The organism is Mesorhizobium sp. WSM4871 (assembly GCF_055811295.1).
The window spans coordinates 25,532-41,714 of sequence record NZ_JBVVPU010000025.1; the positions used below are offsets into that span (position 1 = coordinate 25,532).

Here is a 16,183-nt window from a genome sequence, read left to right on the forward strand (position 1 = left end):
CACGGAGAGTAAGACCGATCCATGCCGAGCCAGAGCATATGGACGCTTCTCAGTTGGGGACCGGATGGCTGGCTTGACGATATTGCTTCTGGTGCGATGGTCACCGTCGCGCTTGCGCTGGCCACGCTGCCCATCGGCCTGACGATCGGTTTCTTCATAGCGCTGGGCAAGCAATCAGAAGAACCTTCGTTACGCCTCGCCGCCAACGTCTATACGACAATCTTCCGCGGCTTGCCGGAACTGGTGACGCTTTTCCTGTTCTTTTTCGGCATGCCGATTCTGCTGCAGCATCTCATCAGATATTTCCGGCCCGAAGCGACCATCGACGTCAACGGCTTCGTCGCTGGCATGATCGTGCTTGCCCTGATCTTCTCGTCCTATGCCAGCGAGGTTTTTCTTTCTGCTTTCCGCGCGATACCAAAGGGCCAGTATGAGGGCAGCTACGCGCTTGGCCTTTCGAGCTGGCAAACGATGCGCATGGTGATCCTGCCGCAGTTGCTTCGCATCGCCTTTCCCGGCCTCGAAAACTGCTGGCTCGCTTTGCTCAAGGACACATCGCTCGTGTCGATCGTCGGCCTTGCCGAAACGTTGCGCAACGCCGGTGTGGCTGCCCGCGTCACCAAACATTCGTTTCTGTTCTACAGCGTGGCGGCGCTGGTCTTTCTTGTGCTGGCCGTCCTCTCGTCATTCGCCACCAATGCCATTTTGCGCTCGCTGGGAAAGCGGGAGGCGCAACGATGAGCGTCACAGCCGCAATCGTCGAACGGCCGCCGCCGCAGGCGCGAGGCTGGCCGCGCAGCCGCATCATCGGCTATGCGCTCGTTGGCCTGTGGATCGCTTTCGGCCTGGGCATCGTTGCCTATCTGGTCTTTGCCTGGAACGCCGAATTTTTCGCTAAATATGCCCCGGCCTATCTGAACGGGTTGGGAGTCACTCTATCGCTGGTCGCCATTTCGATGGTGCTTGGCGCCATCCTGTCGGTGCCGGTCGCCTATGGCCGCATGTCGAAGAACCCTGTTCTTTCCGGCCTGGCCTATTGTTATGTCTACTTCTTCCGGGGCACGCCGCTGCTGGTCCAGACCTTTCTGGTCTACTACGGGTTAGGGTCGTTCAGGCCAGAGCTCCAAACGATTGGGCTGTGGTGGTTCTTCCGCGAAGCGTTCTACTGTGGCGTCTTCGCCTTTGCGCTCAACACGGCCGCTTACCAGGCGGAAATCCTGCGCGGCGCCATCGAGAGCGTTCCGAGAGGCCAGTGGGAGGGTGCCGCCTCGCTCGGCCTGCACAAATTGCAGACGCTGCGCAAGATCATCCTGCCGCAGGCACGGATCGTCGCCTTGCGGCCCTATGGCAACGAACTCATCCTGATGATCAAGGCCTCCGCCATCGTCGCCATCATCACGGTCTACGACCTGATGGGCCAGGCCAAGCTTGCCTTTGCCAATTCCTTCGACATCCAGGCCTATATCTGGGTCGCCATCGTCTATCTGGTGATGGTCGAGATATTGCGTCACGGGGTCGAGTGGATCGAACGCCGGATCACCATTCATCTGAAACGTTGACGCGATCAGGAGCAACCGTCCAAAAATCGATTCCGATTCTGGAGACCATGCGCTAGAGCTTCCGCAGCGAATTCTGTTCTGTGGAAGGTAAGCCTATGGCATCGGTGGCATTTCTCGGTCTTGGCGTGATGGGATATCCGATGGCCGGGCATCTCAGGAACAGGGGTGGCCACGACGTCACCGTCTACAACCGCACCAGGGCAAAGGCCGAGCAATGGGTAGGCCAGCATGGCGGCAGCCTTGCCGCGACACCGGCCGAGGCTGCCGAAGGCAAGGATTTCGTCTTTTCCTGCGTCGGTAACGACGATGATCTGCGCTCGGTGACGATCGGCGGTGGCGGTGCTTTCCAGTCGATGAAGAAGGGAGCCATCTTCGTCGACAACACCACCGCGTCGGCCGAAGTCGCGCGCGAATTGGCGGAAAAGGCGCAGTTGAGCGGGTTTTCGTTTCTCGACGCACCGGTTTCCGGCGGCCAGGCAGGCGCCGAGAACGGCGTGCTGACGGTAATGGTCGGCGGCGAACAAGAAGCCTTCGACAAGGCGCAGCCCGTCATCGACGCCTATGCCCGCATGGTCGGGCTGATGGGACCGGCAGGTGCCGGCCAACTCACCAAGATGATCAACCAGATCTGCATCGCCGGCCTTGTCCAGGGATTGGCCGAGGGCATCCATTTCGGCAAGAAGGCCGGGCTCGACATCGAAAAAGTCATCGAGGTGATCTCCAAGGGCGCTGCCGGCTCGTGGCAGATGGAGAACCGCCACAAGACGATGAACGCCGGCAAGTACGATTTCGGCTTCGCGGTCGACTGGATGCGCAAGGATCTCGGCATCTGCCTGGCGGAGGCCGACCGCAATGGCGCCAAGCTGCCGGTGACAGCACTTGTCGACCAATTCTACAAGGATGTGCAGGCGATGGGCGGCAAGCGCTGGGATACGTCTTCGTTGCTGGCGCGACTGGAAAAATAGGTTTGCGGTGGCCGACCTTTCTCCTCAATCCAGCACCGAGGAAATAGTCGCTCATCTGCGCTCGATCGGCTCGGAAGAGAATCGCCTTGGCATGCTGCGCTATGGCATCAAGATCGAACGCGCGCTCGGCATCTCGCATGGCGTGCAGCGGCAGATTGCCAAGAAGATCAAGCGCAATCATGCGCGTGCCTTTGAGTTATGGCAGACAGGTATCATGGAGGCGCAGTTCATCGCTTCCGTCACCGCCGACCCGAAGCGGTTTTCTGCCGCCGATGCAAGACGATGGGCGGCGTCTTTCGACTCGTGGGATATCGTCGACGGTGTCTCCGATCTCTTTGTCGATACGGATTCCTGGAGGGAACTGATCTACGAGTTCGCGGCCGACGAACGGGAATTCGTTCGACGCACGGCTTTTGCCATGATGGCATGGTCGGTCGTCCATCGGAAGAAAGAGCCAGCGGCAACCTTCCTCGACTTCCTGCCGATCATCGAAGCGCATGCCACCGACGGCCGCAATTTCGTGAAGAAGGCCGTGAACTGGGCTCTTCGTTCGATCGGCAAGCGCTCAATGGACATGCATGGCCCGGCCTTTGCCTTGGCGCAAAGGCTGGCTGCCTCGACCGACAAGACGGCGCGGTGGATCGGCAAGGATGCGGTGCGGGAACTGACCGATCCCAAGACACTCAATCGACTGGCGGCGAAGACAAAACCGGGCAAGTGATCTGTTCTTGGGAGAGTCGAGCTGGACCAAGGCGTTGACGCTGTCGGCAACGGCGGCTTTACTCTGTTGCAAAGGGAAGCAGCCATGAGCATCCGCCTTAAATCAACCATGGGCTTCACAGCCGCGTTGCTGCTGCCCATCGCGTCGGCAAACGCTTCCGTCGACGCCTTGCACATATTCTGGAAGGATCTACGCCCCGTAACGCAGGCGGCCGCCGAAAGCGTCGGACTGCCGATGATCGCGGCAAAAATGCCCGATCATGGCGAGACGCTGTCCCTCGATTTGCAGGACAAGACCGTCCAGCTTGCAGGCTATGCGCTACCGGTCGACCGTGACGGCGACCTCGTCTATCAGTTCCTGCTGGTACCCTGGACGGGCGCCTGCAGCCATATGCCGACACCGCCGCCCAATCAGATCGTGCTGGTCACCCCTGCCCATCCCTACACGATGTCGGAGGCCTACCAGCCCGTCTCCGTGACCGGCGCCTTGAAGCCAGGCATGGAGAAAAGCCAGCTTTTCATCCTCGACGGCGTCAGCGTCATCCAGTCGGGCTATACGGTGCGCAAGGCCGAGGTGGTGGGCGTCGACAAGGTGCCGGACACGATCACGCTGCCGGCGAATTCGCCGTGGAGTTTCCTCAACAAAAAGAAGAACTAAGCGACCGAACCTCAAGCAGCGTTGGCGCCCGATTCCTTATCGAGCACCATATAGTCGAGCGGCATTTCGGTCGTGTACTTGATCTGCTCCATGGCGAAGGACGACGACACGTCGCGGATCTCGATCTTGGCGATCAGCCGCTTGTAGAAAGCGTCATAGGCGGCAATGTCGGGCACTACCACGCGCAAGAGATAGTCGACGTCGCCGCTCATACGGTAGAACTCGACCACTTCAGGAAATTCCTGGATGACCTCCGAGAAGCGCCGCAGCCATTCATGGCTGTGTGAATTGGTGCGTATCGACACGAAGACGGTGACGCGCACATTGACCTTCTCGTGGTCGAGGATGGCGACGCGCCGCTTGATGACGCCTTCCTCCTCGAGCTTCTGGATGCGTCGCCAGCAGGGCGTCGTCGACAGCCCGACTTTCTTGGCGACATCGGCGACCGCGAGCGTCGCGTCCTCCTGCAGGAGGCGGAGAATTTTTCTGTCAAGGCGGTCCATTGGGTGCTCCCCTGGTGCCTGTCGCCGGGATAACGACGTGCACAAAACAAGAATTCAAAACGCGTCAAATGTTCCCTTCAACGCGATACGCTTTGGGGAATAGATTGGCTATAATCCCTCTTATTTTGGCCTTTCACAAGAAAGAAATTCTGCCAAATGGCACAAAAGCGAGTGATTTCTTGCTGACACCTCAGCCGAGGCGATAGCGGATTTCCGACCGCAGAAATGGCAGCAAATCCATTTCAAACCACGGGTTGCGCTTCAGCCAGCCGGTGTTGCGCCACGAGGGGTGCGGCAGCGGCAGCACTTTCGGGTTGCCGGGTGCATCCCAGATCGCCCGCCAGTCCATCACCGTCTCCGTCAGCGACGGGCGGCGCGCAACACCCATATGCCAGGATTGCGCATAAATGCCGATCGTCAGCACGAGGTCGATGCGTGGCATCAGCGCCATCAGCGGCCCGCGCCATGCCGGTGCACATTCACGGCGCGGCGGCAGGTCGCCGCCCTTGGCATCCTGACCCGGAAAGCAGAAGCCCATAGGTACGATGGCGAATTTTGAAGTATCGTAGAACTCTTCGCTGCTGACGCCCAGCCAGTTCCGCAGCCGATCGCCGGACGCGTCGGTGAACGGCATGCCCGATATATGCACCTTGGTGCCCGGCGCCTGGCTGGCGATCAGGATGCGAGCGTTCGACGAGGGTCTCAGCACCGGGCGCGGCTCGTGCGCCAACGGCCGGCCGATCGGATTTTCAACGCAGATGCGGCAGGCGCGTACCGTCGTGGTGAAGCGGTCGAGTTCTTCGCTCATTCCCGGCTTCATTATCAGGCGGCGGCGCTCGGCCGGCTGGAGATCGCCTGGTGCCAGCGCGCCACGTTGACGCAGTCTTCCGGCACCCTGATGCGCGCCGGCTTCATGAAGTCGATGGCGATCAGCCCAGTGATGTCGGCGATCGAATAGGCATCGCCGGCGACAAATTCCCGTTGCGCCAGCTCGCCGTCGAGCAGTTTCAGGAATTCGAGGGCTTTCGGCTTGTTGGCCTCGCCCCATTCGGGGATTTGCGGGATCTCCCATTCCTTCATCGCCGGATGGATGTGCCGGAACGCGGCGGCGACGCAGCCGTACAGGTTGAACTCCATGCGCCTTTGCCACATCTCGACCTTCGCCTTGCCAAGCGCGCCGCGCCCGAACAGCACCGGCTCCGGATGCAGTTCCTCGAAATAGCGGCAGATGGCGACGGATTCGGTGATGATCGTGCCGTCGTCGAGTTCGAGCACCGGTAAACGCTGCAGCGGGTTGCGCGAGCTGACCGGCTGCTGCCTGTGCTCCAGCGCGCCCATGTCGACGGACACAAGAGGGACCTCCAGCCCTTTCTCTGCGAGGAAAACGCGAACCCGGCGTGGGTTGGGGGCGCGGCCGCCGTCGAAGAGCTTCATTCCATTCTCCCAGTCTCTGGCTCGTTGCGACAACTATAGGGTTGTCATCACCTGAAGCGAAAAATTTCTCGCAAGGCATCGCCGATCGAAGCCAGGGTGCCGTGCTTTTTTTCGACCATTTCGTGACCGTGGCTCTCGCGCCAATCATGCGGTTCGTCGAAGGTGCCGGCCCAGATGCCGGCCTTGCCGCTGCGCGCGGCAGCTTGCTCAGTTTCGAAATCGCCATAGGCGATCGCCCAGCCGGCTTCGACCTGGGCGCGATTGAGATCCTTGCCGCCGGCCTTGCACTCACCGAGCAGCCTTCCATAGCGGTCGCGCTGCCAGCCGGTGCAGGAGACGGGTTTGCCGGATATCAGTCGCACCAGCGACTGTCGCGCCAGCTTGCCGCAGGCATAGTCGGCGCCGTCCCTGCGGCAGATTTGCGAATATTCCGGCGCGTCGATGCCGCGCATGCGGATGCGCTCGGTGCCCAGCGTGATCGTATCGCCATCGTTGACGATCGCCGCCCCTTCCGTCTTGCGTGTCTCGATCCGGTCGAGGCGTGCGGCCAGAAGGATCAACAGACCAAGGGCAATGACGGTCAGCCCGTAGTCCACCAGCCTGCGCCACAGGCTTGGCGGCCGCGGCGGAGCGTACCGTCGGCGCGGCCGCCGCGACCACGAACGGCTCATATGGCAAACCGTTGGTTAATCATTCGAACGTAGCTTAACAATTTGAAACCGCTGCCCGCATAAATTGAAGTTTCCATGCCCTTGCAACGCTCGAACACAGCGGACAAGTTTATTGTGGACCGCAGGAAACGCCATCGCAACAGCGATGTCGCGCGCGCGGTCCGCAAGACGCGCGACCGTCTTTCGCAGCAGGCGGGCAATCCTGATTTCGATCGCGAGCTTCTGAAACTCCACGCCCGTTCGATGATCGGCAGCGCGATCGCCGTTCCGCTTCTCGTCCTGGCGGTTGCCGCGACGGGCCTGTTTGCCGGAATGGGCAAGGGGATCGGCGTCTGGGCACTCTTCATGCTCATCTGCTACGCCATCGTTGCATTGATGGCCGGGCGCGTCGACCGCACGGAAGCCGCCGAAGTCAACCCGCTGCAAACGCGCAGGGATTTCCTGATCGGCCATTTCCTTTGCGGTCTGGGATGGGCCTGGTTCGCCTGGCTCGGCTGCGACGCCTGCCAGATCGACCAATTCCATCTGGTCAAGGCGGTCGTGCTGCTGCTTGCCATGGCGGCAACGGCGCTCACGGCCTCGTCGCTACGCGGTGCGCTGCTGGCGATCTTCGCCATTCCGGTGGCGGTTTATGCCTATGCCGGTGCAAGGCTGGGGACGCCGGTTGAACTGATCATGGCCGGATTGCTGATCGTCTCGCTGCCCTTTTTCGCCTATGTGGCGCGCCATCTTAATCGCGCGTCCCTGATGCTTCTGTCGTTCCGCTCCGAAAAGGATGCGCTTGTCGCCGAGGTGGAGACGGCGAAGTCGATGTCGGACGAAGCGCGGCGGCGGGCGGAAGACGCCAATCTGGCAAAGTCGCGGTTTCTGGCATCGATGAGCCATGAGCTCAGGACGCCGCTCAACGCCATTCTCGGTTTTTCCGAGGTGATGTCGAACGAGGTGCTCGGACCGATGAGCAACCCCACCTACCGAGACTACGCTCGCGACGTCCATGAGTCAGGCCAGCATCTGCTCGACCTGATCAACGAAATCCTCGACCTTTCGCGCATCGAAGCTGGCCGCTATCAGCTCAATGAGGAACCGATGATGCTGCTCTCCGTCGTCGAGGATTGCTGCCATATGATGGAGCTGAAGGCGCGCAACAAGGATATCCGCATCGTCCAGGATTTCGAAAGCGCCTTGCCGCGCCTGTTTGCCGACGAGCGCGCGGTGCGGCAGATCACCCTCAACCTCTTGTCCAACGCCATCAAGTTCACCGCGACAGGCGGCGAGATCCGCGTGCGCGTCGGCTGGACCGCCGGTGGCGGGCAGTATCTCTCGGTCAAGGACAATGGCCCTGGCATTCCGGAGGATGAGATTCCGGTTGTGCTGTCGGCTTTCGGCCAGGGCTCGATCGCCATCAAGAGCGCCGAACAAGGCACCGGGCTTGGCCTGCCGATCGTGCAGGGCTTGCTCGCCATGCATGACGGCGAATTCGAACTCCATTCCAAACTGCGCGAAGGCACCGAGGCGATCGCCATCTTCCCGCTGAGCCGGGTCATGGAGGAATTGCCGGCACTGCCGACCAAGGCGGTTGCAGCGCGCCGGCGCTGAGGGTTACTGCATCGGCCGGCAAATCGGATCGATTTTCCGTAAGCACGATGCAGCAAATTTAAAGTGTTAGAGCGTCCTTAGTGCGTCCAAATGGACGCACGGCGCTCTAAACGCGAACCGCCGCCGCCATGCCCGAACTGGTAAGCGCCGCCGCCTTGACCAGGCCCGCGGCGAGTGCCGCCCCTGCCCCCTCGCCGTGGCTCATGTTCAGATCGAGGAGCGGACGAAGGCCGAGCCGCTCGGCAGCCCTTATATGGGCAGGCTCCGGCGACAGGCCGGCAAGAAGACAATGTTCCAGCGCAGCCGGATTGGCGGCATGCAGCACGGCGGCCGCCGCTGTCGCCGCAACGCCGTCGATCAGCACCGGGATCTTCTGCATGCGGGCGGCGAGGATGGCGCCTGCGATCGCCGCGAACTCGCGGCCACCGACCCGGCGCAGTGCTTCGAGCGGATCCCTGAGGCTTGTGCCGTGGAAAGCGATCGCGGCATCGACCGCTTCCGCCTTGCGCACCTGCATCGCCGCATCGGCGCCCGATCCAGGCCCGGCCCAGTCGGCGCCCTTGCCGCCAAACAGCGCCGCAAACAGAGCGGCGGCGACTGTTGAATTGCCGACGCCGAGATCGCCAAGGCACAGCAGATCGGTGCCGCCGGCGATCGCTTCCATGCCGAAGGCCATGGTGGCGGCGCAGCCGCGCTCGTCCAGCGCTGCCTCCTCGGTGATGTCGGCGGTCGGAATGTGCAGCGCAAGATCGAACACTTTCAGCCCGAGGTCGTTGGCGATGCAGATCTGGTTGACGGCAGCGCCGCCAGCCGCGCAAAGCTCGACCGCGTTCGCGGTGGCCGCGACGGGACGTGGCGAAATGCCGTGGCGGGTGACGCCGTGATTGCCGGCGAAGATCGCCATCAACGGCCGTGTCACCGCCGGCGGCGCCCGGCCGCTCCAGGCGGCGAGCCAGGCGGCGATGTCCTCGATGCGGCCGAGCGAATTCCCGGGCTTGTCGGCCTTGGCAAACAGCGCGCGGACTTTGGTTTCGGCAGCCGTATCGGCTGGCGGCAAGGCCGCCAGAAGGTTGCGAAAATCGTCGAAGGGCAGCGCGCTGGTCATGGCGTTGAGGATCATTCCTGAGGTCTGACGAGCGGCATAGCCGCGTTGCACGGCCGGCACAACCTCCTGCCGGTGCCGCGATAGCGCTGGCCGGCGGCGCATTCCGGAGGGCTTGCATTGGCCTTGCCGTTGCACCATGTGGAAGCAAGACAAGGGATTCCTTGGGAATCCCAAGAGAACATCATGACGGCCATAGAATCTCCGTGCATCCTGATCTGCTCGATCGATATGAAAACCGGCTTCTGCTTCGGGTGCGGTCGCACGCGCGAAGAAATCGGCGCCTGGATCGACATGACGCCGGAAACACGCCGAAATGTGATGGCCGAGCTGCCGGCCCGGCTGGAAACGGTCGAACGCAGGCCGCGTCGGGAAACGCGCCGCACCCGCCTCTCTCGTGAACGCGGCGCCCTATCGTGAACCACCCATGAACCGACTTTTCTGGACCTTGATGATCGTGATCGGGGTGGGCGTGGCCCTGCTCATCTTCAACGATTCCGCCGGCAGCACGTTCGGCGTCGAGAACAACGATTTCGGCCGGCTGATCTGGCTTGGCGCATTGGTCGCGCTCATCGGCGCCGGCCTGCTCAGATCCGGCAGACCCCTGGGCACCATGGCGCGCAGCCTCGGCACCTGGGGCGTCATCGTGCTGGCGCTGATCGCCGGCTACCAGTACCGTTATGAATTGCAGGATTTCGCCAGCCGGGTAACCGCGGGACTCGTTCCCGGCAGTCCGCTGGCGCTGGGTGTGGAAGACGGCCACGCCACGGTGACCCTGGACAAGGCCGGCAATGGCCATTTCGAAGCGCGCATCATGGTCAATGGCGCGCCGGTCCGGGCCGTGGTCGACACCGGCGCGACCAGCACCGTGCTGACAGCGCAAGACGCGCAGGCGGCTGGCTTCAATCCAGCCACGCTCAATTTTACAATACCGGTCTCGACCGCCAACGGCATGGCGCGCGCGGCGGGCGTGAGAACCGACGAGTTGGCGATCGGCGGCATCGTTCGCAAGGACATGCCGGTCATGATCGCCGCACCCGGCATGCTCAGCCAGAGCCTGCTCGGCATGAATTTCATCGGTTCGCTGTCGGGTTTCGATGTGCGCGGCGACCGCATGATTTTGCGCGACTAACCCTCAGGCGGCTTCCGCGCTTGCCCTGACCAAATCAACCGCGGCGAAGGCGGTTTTCAGCACGTCCGGCCCAGCGCCGGGCCGTGTCGCGTCGGTGGAAAGGATCTGCCGATAGCGGCGTGCGCTAGGCAGGCCGTGGAACACGGCCGACCATGTGACGGGTGACATGGCCAAGCCGGCCGCCCCGCTCGATGTGATGCGCCGCGTAAGCCGCCATGGCATCGATCAGCACGGCAAAGTCGAACGGCTCGGATTTGCCGCCGTAGAATGCGGCATCATCCAAGTGCGATTGCAAGCGCAGTCGGCTGCAACCGGATGCAGGTTTATCGCATTCTAAAACAAACAGCGACGCACAAACGTCGCTTTCTGAGAGTCGCGTAGAACGGCTGACCAAAAAAAGTATGCAAATTCCCAATAAAGCAAGTCGGGGACCATGATCGAGTGGTGCTACCATAACCATTCCTCCCACTTGTCAAACATCCCACTCCGAACAATACTCGGCTAACTGCCTTTCAAAATAGGTCTTTAATCCATGCTCAAACTCTTAGCCGTCACGGCCATCCTGATGTTTTCGTTTGGAAGTCAACTTCGCTGTGAGGAAACGGTGGTTGCATCAATCGACCTTCCTGGCGCAGCTCTCGACCAAGAGGTGACGTATTCAACGACGCAAGCTGACTACAATGACACTAGAGACAAGACACTTGCACGAATGAAGGACGGCGACGAAAGCGCGTTTGTTAATCCTGCTGACGGGCCATGGATGCGGGTTGAGACCACCGCGAAGATCGGCTTCTCCTACAAAGGTGTCGGCGCGGCCGAAGGCCGTAAGCACCTTCGCCAAATTTCGGCAGCCGAAGAAGCACTTTATATGTATGGCCTCTGGAAGGCGGAACAGTAGCGGTTCAGCGAGCAAATGGAACAGGCGTTTACTTCCGCGCAGGGCAGTTAACATTCCCGACGCCGGACCTCATGATATATGTCCTTGGGATCGGCAATGCTTGAGACGACAGTTTTAATATGTAGTAACGAGATCGCAGACTCTCGAGTAGTGCATCGGCAGCGTCACCCTCGTTCAGGCCACCCTCGTCAGCTAGGGCAGGTACAGAGTCCAAAGTCATAGCAAACTTCCCATTTTCCCCAAAAGTTAGATGTTGGTTTGCTAGAAACGATGTTGTCCCCGCTGATCCTTTAAGCGAAACCCAGTCTATCTTGATGTCATAGACGATATCTTTGAATGGCATTCTGCCGTTTAAGCCGATTGTAACATTACTTAGATACCCATCCTTATATTGACATGACGGCGATATTGTTCCCTCTACTATCAGATCGCCTAGAAAGAATGTCCGATCAACATCAATTTCCTGCGGAATTTCAGCAACCGCGCACTGTTTGCTGTCGCTGATGCATGCTTTCGCCATTTCTGACAATCTGAGATTTTGTGTCGAAAGATCGCGGCGCAAGCTCTTTAAGTTTGCCTCAAAGTCTACGTCGAGCGCAGCTCCCTCCGAGATCTGTTTGATATTTTCGTCGATCTTATCGATGGCATCTTCAATATCCATGCGCATAAAAATTATCTGACGCAGGAAGGCAACTTGATTGTCATCTGCAAACTCTGGAGGGATATTCGGGTCAAAATAACGAAAAGATGTCATATAGTGATGACCAACTGCGGATCGTTCGGCAGTCACGGTGTTAACGTATGCTTGAAACTCATCTACAATCGGACCGAGCTCGCGGGCAAATCCACCAGCAGTTATGATTTTTGAGGTGCTGTCGTCTCCACCTCGTCCCCGAAACACGAAAGTCACATCTCCCGCTTTTTCGACAATAGTCTTGGAGAACTTAAGATTCGCGGAGATCTTATTTTCGGCCTTGATAGCGTCGAAAAATTTTCCCTCGAATTCACTCATGAAATGCGATTCGAAAAGATCTTTCGTTACTTTGTCGATAAAGTCCGCTGAAAACAACAAAGTACCTGATCCTTCCCGACTAAAAGCCGCGACGAAATGCGTCCCGCAGGAATTGCGAAAGTCAGCGTATCTTTTTTCTTTCAGCATCTGCAAAAATGCCGGCTTTAATTCAAATTCATTCATGTATACAGAACTAAAAAGCTTCTCGGCCGACACAACATATTTCGTACTAAGCTTTGATGAAAATTTGTCGGTTGACTTGGCAAAACTCATATGCGAGGAACCTTCTCCGCCAAATACCTCAAATTTGGCCGCGAAGGATGTATCCATGGATATATCGTAGTCTAGTACCTCATGCACTTCTTTGAACCCCGTGGCGAATTCCGATCGAACCTTGATATCCTGGAGTTTTCCACAAATCTCGTTTGGGCAAGTTGAGCTTTCGCTTTTTACCGTTATGCAGTTCGGTATGCGGGCCTCTCCAGCGACCGCGTCGTAACCTGCTCCCAATGGAAGCTTCAGATCAGAAAATCTTGAGTCTAGCCGCGGGTTTTCGGCGTGAGCCGCTGGCATTACCGTCATGAATGCAGAAAATAGAGTCGCAAAACCAATAACACGCATGACGTTCGCCTCATCATTTAGTTGGATTGATATGTTCCCAGAAGTGGGTCCGTAATTAGATCAGGAAGTTTGGTCTCGCTTGCGACCGCAGCGCCCGCAGCGCGTATCTCCCCGTCCTTACCGTCTGGGCCAGGCACTCCGTTTCTACCAGGAATTCCGGGGTTGCCGGGCTTTCCGGCGAGAGCATTGCGGCCTTTTTGACCAGGTGAATTTCCCTTGAAACAAGCCGCTTGCTCCAGTTCGCTAGCTGGCTTTCCACCATGGCCGGGTACTCCTGCTGCACCGCCTGGACCACCGCTGCCCGCAGGTCCGCCTTGCCCTGCGATTCCGCCTTTCCCGCCTTGGGCTCGCAAAGATGGCACCTCATTCAACTTAAAAAGAGAAGGATCGTTGTTGTTCTTAGCGATATAGATATTTCCTCCGTTGCCACCCGCTCCGCCATTTCCACCAATACCTCCATTTCCACCGTGGCCACCGTCACCGCCGTTGCCAGCATCACCGCCACGGCTGGGGCTATGCGTGCAGCTACCATCACCGCCTTCGCCTCCATTGCCACCTACTCCGCCGGACCCTCCCGGTCCTCCGGCTTGGCCATGCCCACCGGTTCCGCCACGTCCACCATCGGTTGTGATGTTAAAGGTACTCTGCTGATCAATTCGGTCGCTTAATACAGCAATTGTCACATTGCTTTCTCCAGGAGTTCCATTCCCTCCATCCACACCGGCGGCACCGTCGGTTCCTGGTTTGCCCGCCTGTCCATCACCACCTCTGTCCGCGTCCGCTCCAATGACGTCCGCATCACGGCCGTTGCCACCACTTGATCCGTTGGGCCCGGATGAACCGGCGGCAGCTACAACATCGTTTCCGATCCCAACCTGCCCGGATCTCTTTCTAAGACCCTCAATGGAAATGCTTCCAGACAAATCGTGCGCGCGCAGCGTAAGATGTGACCAAGTGTTAATCTTCGCACCATCCTTAAAAACAATCTTATCGCAAGCTATCACAATCTTCCCAGGATCTGATCCGTGAGTGAGCGAGGACTCTTTCGCTATAATCTCTATGTCACCTTCAATGATCAACTGCTTGCATTGAACAATATTCGGCTCGCCGGGAACGCGTATGGGGTTGCCTATCCTTGGTGCAAGTGTAAGCACATTATACTTATCACCAATTTCTTGTGAGTACGCATGCCCCCATAAAGTTGACAGAACTGCAACACCCAGGATTTGGCTGCTATAGCGAAGATACATTGAGGGCTTCGCTAAGCGCGTGTCCTCCTCGACTTGCATGACGTTCGCCTCATCGTTTAGTTAGATGGGGACGTTCCCAGAAGTGGGTCCGTAATTAGATCAGGCAGTTTGGTCTCTGTGACGACCGCAGCGCGTATCTCCCCGTCCTTACCGTCTGGGCCAGGCACTCCGTTTCTACCAGGAATTCCGGGGTTGCCGGGCTTTCCGGCGAGAGCATTGCGGCCTTTTTGACCAGGTGAATTTCCCTTGAAACAAGCCGCTTGCTCCAGTTCGCTAGCTGGCTTTCCACCATGGCCGGGTACTCCTGCTGCACCGCCTGGACCACCGCTGCCCGCAGGTCCGCCTTGCCCTGCGATTCCGCCTTTCCCGCCTTGGGCTCGCAAAGATGGCACCTCATTCAACTTAAAAAGAGAAGGATCGTTGTTGTTCTTAGCGATATAGATATTTCCTCCGTTGCCACCCGCTCCGCCATTTCCACCAATACCTCCATTTCCACCGTGGCCACCGTCACCGCCGTTGCCAGCATCACCGCCACGGCTGGGGCTATGCGTGCAGCTACCATCACCGCCTTCGCCTCCATTGCCACCTACTCCGCCGGACCCTCCCGGTCCTCCGGCTTGGCCATGCCCACCGGTTCCGCCACGTCCACCATCGGTTGTGATGTTAAAGGTACTCTGCTGATCAATTCGGTCGCTTAATACAGCAATTGTCACATTGCTTTCTCCAGGAGTTCCATTCCCTCCATCCACACCGGCGGCACCGTCGGTTCCTGGTTTGCCCGCCTGTCCATCACCACCTCTGTCCGCGTCCGCTCCAATGACGTCCGCATCACGGCCGTTGCCACCACTTGATCCGTTGGGCCCGGATGAACCGGCGGCAGCTACAACATCGTTTCCGATCCCAACCTGCCCGGATCTCTTTCTAAGACCCTCAATGGAAATGCTTCCAGACAAATCGTGCGCGCGCAGCGTAAGATGTGACCAAGTGTTAATCTTCGCACCATCCTTAAAAACAATCTTATCGCAAGCTATCACAATCTTCCCAGGATCTGATCCGTGAGTGAGCGAGGACTCTTTCGCTATAATCTCTATGTCACCTTCAATGATCAACTGCTTGCATTGAACAATATTCGGCTCGCCGGGAACGCGTATGGGGTTGCCTATCCTTGGTGCAAGTGTAAGCACATTATACTTATCACCAATTTCTTGTGAGTACGCATGCCCCCATAAAGTTGACAGAACTGCAACACCCAGGATTTGGCTGCTATAGCGAAGATACATTGTCGATCCTCTCAGCTTAGTGTCGGCCTAGAACTGTAGTTGTTGAAATATCACTTTAGGTATCGTATTTGGGGCAACTTTTCGCTTGACAAGCTGTCCCAGCCTGCCTGGCGCACCAGGGTCACCAGGTTGGCCAGGTTTGCCAGGACCGCCCGTTGTCCCGTTGGAGCCGGGGGCTCCACCCAAACCGCTGTTTGCGCCGCCGTTGAAAATATCGCCGTTTCCACCTTGCCCCCCCATGCCGGGACTTCCAGCAGTGCCTCCCACACCGCCAACGCCTCCAATACCACCGTGTCCACCCAATCCTCCGCCCACATCCAGACAGTACTTAGCTGGCTCGTTGAGCGCTTCGCTCGCGATTTCGTCTAGAGCAGCTTGAAAGCGGATATTAATGTCGCCGCCGGTACCTCCATTCCCCCCGTCACCCCCATCTCCTCCCTTCCCGCCATTGCCTCCATCGCCACCTGGGCCTCCTTCTCCGCCTCGACTTGCTGTGTGACCCCATCCCGCTTGGCCGCCGTTTCCGCCGGATCCTCCGTTTCCACCATTGCCTCCGTCACCACCCTTTCCACCACTTCCTCCGTCACCCCCATCCCCGCCTGTTGCGATGATTATTAAGCCGGTGAGACCGTTACCGTTAATTACATCGAGATCAATTCCAATCCCATTCTCCCCTGCAAGGCCATGAGCACCACTAGACCCATCAGCCCCGTGCCGACCGTCACCACCCGGTCTGCCATGACCCCCTCTATCGGAGTCATGATCCCACTCTGCATCGTCAC

18 protein-coding genes and 1 pseudogene are annotated in these 16,183 nt (G+C 58.8%); 9 read left to right on the forward strand and 10 right to left on the reverse strand.

Annotation, left to right across the window (positions count from 1 at the left end):
• Positions 1–21 precede the first annotated feature (21 nt).
• From AC0L2H_RS31030 to AC0L2H_RS31050, 5 genes are all read left to right on the forward strand, one after another.
• Positions 22–741, forward strand: coding sequence for an ABC transporter permease (locus AC0L2H_RS31030; RefSeq protein WP_473593529.1), 720 nt, complete (start codon positions 22–24; stop codon positions 739–741).
• Complete coding sequence (locus tag AC0L2H_RS31035; protein WP_473593530.1) at positions 738–1,559, forward strand: ABC transporter permease; 822 nt, start codon at positions 738–740, stop codon at positions 1,557–1,559. The genes AC0L2H_RS31030 and AC0L2H_RS31035 overlap by 4 nt, the downstream gene beginning before the upstream one ends.
• Before the next feature lie 95 nt (positions 1,560–1,654).
• Positions 1,655–2,524: an NAD(P)-dependent oxidoreductase gene (locus AC0L2H_RS31040; protein ID WP_473593531.1), complete on the forward strand. Its 870-nt coding sequence runs from the start codon at positions 1,655–1,657 to the stop codon at positions 2,522–2,524.
• 7 nt (positions 2,525–2,531) lie between these two features.
• Positions 2,532–3,245 (forward strand): DNA alkylation repair protein, encoded by a 714-nt coding sequence (locus tag AC0L2H_RS31045; RefSeq protein WP_473593532.1) that lies wholly within the window; start codon positions 2,532–2,534, stop codon positions 3,243–3,245.
• 84 nt (positions 3,246–3,329) lie between these two features.
• Complete coding sequence (locus AC0L2H_RS31050) at positions 3,330–3,902, forward strand: DUF3299 domain-containing protein (RefSeq protein WP_473593533.1); 573 nt, start codon at positions 3,330–3,332, stop codon at positions 3,900–3,902.
• 11 nt (positions 3,903–3,913) lie between these two features.
• Here the strand turns inward: AC0L2H_RS31050 and AC0L2H_RS31055 are convergent, their stop codons facing one another.
• The 4 genes from AC0L2H_RS31055 to AC0L2H_RS31070 all read right to left on the reverse strand — a co-directional run bounded on the left by AC0L2H_RS31055 (position 3,914) and on the right by AC0L2H_RS31070 (position 6,510).
• Entirely contained in the window at positions 3,914–4,405 is a 492-nt protein-coding gene (locus AC0L2H_RS31055; protein ID WP_006333679.1) for an Lrp/AsnC family transcriptional regulator, read from the reverse strand.
• A gap of 190 nt (positions 4,406–4,595) precedes the next feature.
• Complete coding sequence (locus AC0L2H_RS31060) at positions 4,596–5,288, reverse strand: uracil-DNA glycosylase family protein (RefSeq protein WP_473593545.1); 693 nt, start codon at positions 5,286–5,288, stop codon at positions 4,596–4,598.
• Positions 5,228–5,839, reverse strand: a complete 612-nt coding sequence (locus tag AC0L2H_RS31065) for a glutathione S-transferase (protein ID WP_473593534.1) — start codon at positions 5,837–5,839, stop codon at positions 5,228–5,230. Before AC0L2H_RS31065 ends, AC0L2H_RS31060 begins: the two co-directional genes overlap by 61 nt.
• Positions 5,840–5,886: 47 nt before the next feature.
• Positions 5,887–6,510: a thermonuclease family protein gene (locus AC0L2H_RS31070; RefSeq protein ID WP_473593535.1), complete on the reverse strand. Its 624-nt coding sequence runs from the start codon at positions 6,508–6,510 to the stop codon at positions 5,887–5,889.
• A 75-nt stretch (positions 6,511–6,585) separates the two neighbouring features.
• On the opposite strand from AC0L2H_RS31070, the gene AC0L2H_RS31075 reads away from it, so the two are divergent.
• Positions 6,586–8,106, forward strand: coding sequence for a sensor histidine kinase (locus tag AC0L2H_RS31075; RefSeq protein ID WP_473593536.1), 1,521 nt, complete (start codon positions 6,586–6,588; stop codon positions 8,104–8,106).
• 106 nt (positions 8,107–8,212) lie between these two features.
• Here AC0L2H_RS31075 and AC0L2H_RS31080 read toward each other — a convergent pair whose 3' ends face one another.
• Positions 8,213–9,211 carry a nicotinate-nucleotide--dimethylbenzimidazole phosphoribosyltransferase gene (locus tag AC0L2H_RS31080; protein ID WP_473593546.1) on the reverse strand — a complete coding sequence of 333 codons (999 nt, stop codon included), beginning with the start codon at positions 9,209–9,211 and terminating at the stop codon, positions 8,213–8,215.
• Positions 9,212–9,394: 183 nt separating this feature from the next.
• On the opposite strand from AC0L2H_RS31080, the gene AC0L2H_RS31085 reads away from it, so the two are divergent.
• Together AC0L2H_RS31085 and AC0L2H_RS31090 are read left to right on the forward strand one after the other, a co-directional pair.
• Positions 9,395–9,628, forward strand: a complete 234-nt coding sequence (locus AC0L2H_RS31085; protein WP_473593537.1) for a DUF1289 domain-containing protein — start codon at positions 9,395–9,397, stop codon at positions 9,626–9,628.
• 7 nt (positions 9,629–9,635) lie between these two features.
• Positions 9,636–10,340, forward strand: coding sequence for a TIGR02281 family clan AA aspartic protease (locus tag AC0L2H_RS31090; protein WP_473593538.1), 705 nt, complete (start codon positions 9,636–9,638; stop codon positions 10,338–10,340).
• A 3-nt stretch (positions 10,341–10,343) separates the two neighbouring features.
• Here the strand turns inward: AC0L2H_RS31090 and AC0L2H_RS31095 are convergent.
• Positions 10,344–10,617: pseudogene (locus AC0L2H_RS31095) on the reverse strand (tRNA dihydrouridine(20/20a) synthase DusA); the annotation flags it as partial.
• Between the two features lie 255 nt (positions 10,618–10,872).
• Here AC0L2H_RS31095 and AC0L2H_RS31100 point away from each other — a divergent pair.
• The gene (locus AC0L2H_RS31100) at positions 10,873–11,238 is read left to right on the forward strand and encodes a hypothetical protein (RefSeq protein ID WP_473593539.1); all 366 of its coding nucleotides are present in this window, start codon (positions 10,873–10,875) and stop codon (positions 11,236–11,238) included.
• Between the two features lie 28 nt (positions 11,239–11,266).
• Here AC0L2H_RS31100 and AC0L2H_RS31105 read toward each other — a convergent pair whose 3' ends face one another.
• The 4 genes from AC0L2H_RS31105 to AC0L2H_RS31120 form a co-directional block, all read right to left on the reverse strand.
• On the reverse strand, positions 11,267–12,871 hold the full coding sequence (locus AC0L2H_RS31105; protein WP_473593540.1) for a hypothetical protein: 1,605 nt from the start codon (positions 12,869–12,871) through the stop codon (positions 11,267–11,269).
• A 17-nt stretch (positions 12,872–12,888) separates the two neighbouring features.
• Positions 12,889–14,160, reverse strand: a complete 1,272-nt coding sequence (locus tag AC0L2H_RS31110; RefSeq protein ID WP_473593541.1) for a collagen-like triple helix repeat-containing protein — start codon at positions 14,158–14,160, stop codon at positions 12,889–12,891.
• Between the two features lie 17 nt (positions 14,161–14,177).
• Complete coding sequence (locus AC0L2H_RS31115; protein ID WP_473593542.1) at positions 14,178–15,401, reverse strand: hypothetical protein; 1,224 nt, start codon at positions 15,399–15,401, stop codon at positions 14,178–14,180.
• Positions 15,402–15,766: 365 nt separating this feature from the next.
• On the reverse strand, positions 15,767–15,988 hold the full coding sequence (locus AC0L2H_RS31120; RefSeq protein ID WP_473593543.1) for a hypothetical protein: 222 nt from the start codon (positions 15,986–15,988) through the stop codon (positions 15,767–15,769).
• Between the last annotated feature and the right edge of the window lie 195 nt (positions 15,989–16,183).

Bases quoted from the DNA above. Each gene is read 5' to 3' on its own strand.
- AC0L2H_RS31030 (WP_473593529.1), top strand. From the start codon at position 22: ATGCCGAGCCAGAGCATATGGACGCTTCTCAGTTGGGGACCGGATGGC.
- AC0L2H_RS31035 (WP_473593530.1), top strand. From the start codon at position 738: ATGAGCGTCACAGCCGCAATCGTCGAACGGCCGCCGCCGCAGGCGCGA.
- AC0L2H_RS31040 (WP_473593531.1), top strand. From the start codon at position 1,655: ATGGCATCGGTGGCATTTCTCGGTCTTGGCGTGATGGGATATCCGATG.
- AC0L2H_RS31050 (WP_473593533.1), top strand. From the start codon at position 3,330: ATGAGCATCCGCCTTAAATCAACCATGGGCTTCACAGCCGCGTTGCTG.
- AC0L2H_RS31055 (WP_006333679.1), bottom strand. From the start codon at position 4,405: ATGGACCGCCTTGACAGAAAAATTCTCCGCCTCCTGCAGGAGGACGCG.
- AC0L2H_RS31065 (WP_473593534.1), bottom strand. From the start codon at position 5,839: ATGAAGCTCTTCGACGGCGGCCGCGCCCCCAACCCACGCCGGGTTCGC.
- AC0L2H_RS31070 (WP_473593535.1), bottom strand. From the start codon at position 6,510: ATGAGCCGTTCGTGGTCGCGGCGGCCGCGCCGACGGTACGCTCCGCCG.
- AC0L2H_RS31075 (WP_473593536.1), top strand. From the start codon at position 6,586: ATGCCCTTGCAACGCTCGAACACAGCGGACAAGTTTATTGTGGACCGC.
- AC0L2H_RS31080 (WP_473593546.1), bottom strand. From the start codon at position 9,211: ATGACCAGCGCGCTGCCCTTCGACGATTTTCGCAACCTTCTGGCGGCC.
- AC0L2H_RS31085 (WP_473593537.1), top strand. From the start codon at position 9,395: ATGACGGCCATAGAATCTCCGTGCATCCTGATCTGCTCGATCGATATG.
- AC0L2H_RS31090 (WP_473593538.1), top strand. From the start codon at position 9,636: ATGAACCGACTTTTCTGGACCTTGATGATCGTGATCGGGGTGGGCGTG.
- AC0L2H_RS31100 (WP_473593539.1), top strand. From the start codon at position 10,873: ATGCTCAAACTCTTAGCCGTCACGGCCATCCTGATGTTTTCGTTTGGA.
- AC0L2H_RS31105 (WP_473593540.1), bottom strand. From the start codon at position 12,871: ATGCGTGTTATTGGTTTTGCGACTCTATTTTCTGCATTCATGACGGTA.
- AC0L2H_RS31110 (WP_473593541.1), bottom strand. From the start codon at position 14,160: ATGCAAGTCGAGGAGGACACGCGCTTAGCGAAGCCCTCAATGTATCTT.
- AC0L2H_RS31115 (WP_473593542.1), bottom strand. From the start codon at position 15,401: ATGTATCTTCGCTATAGCAGCCAAATCCTGGGTGTTGCAGTTCTGTCA.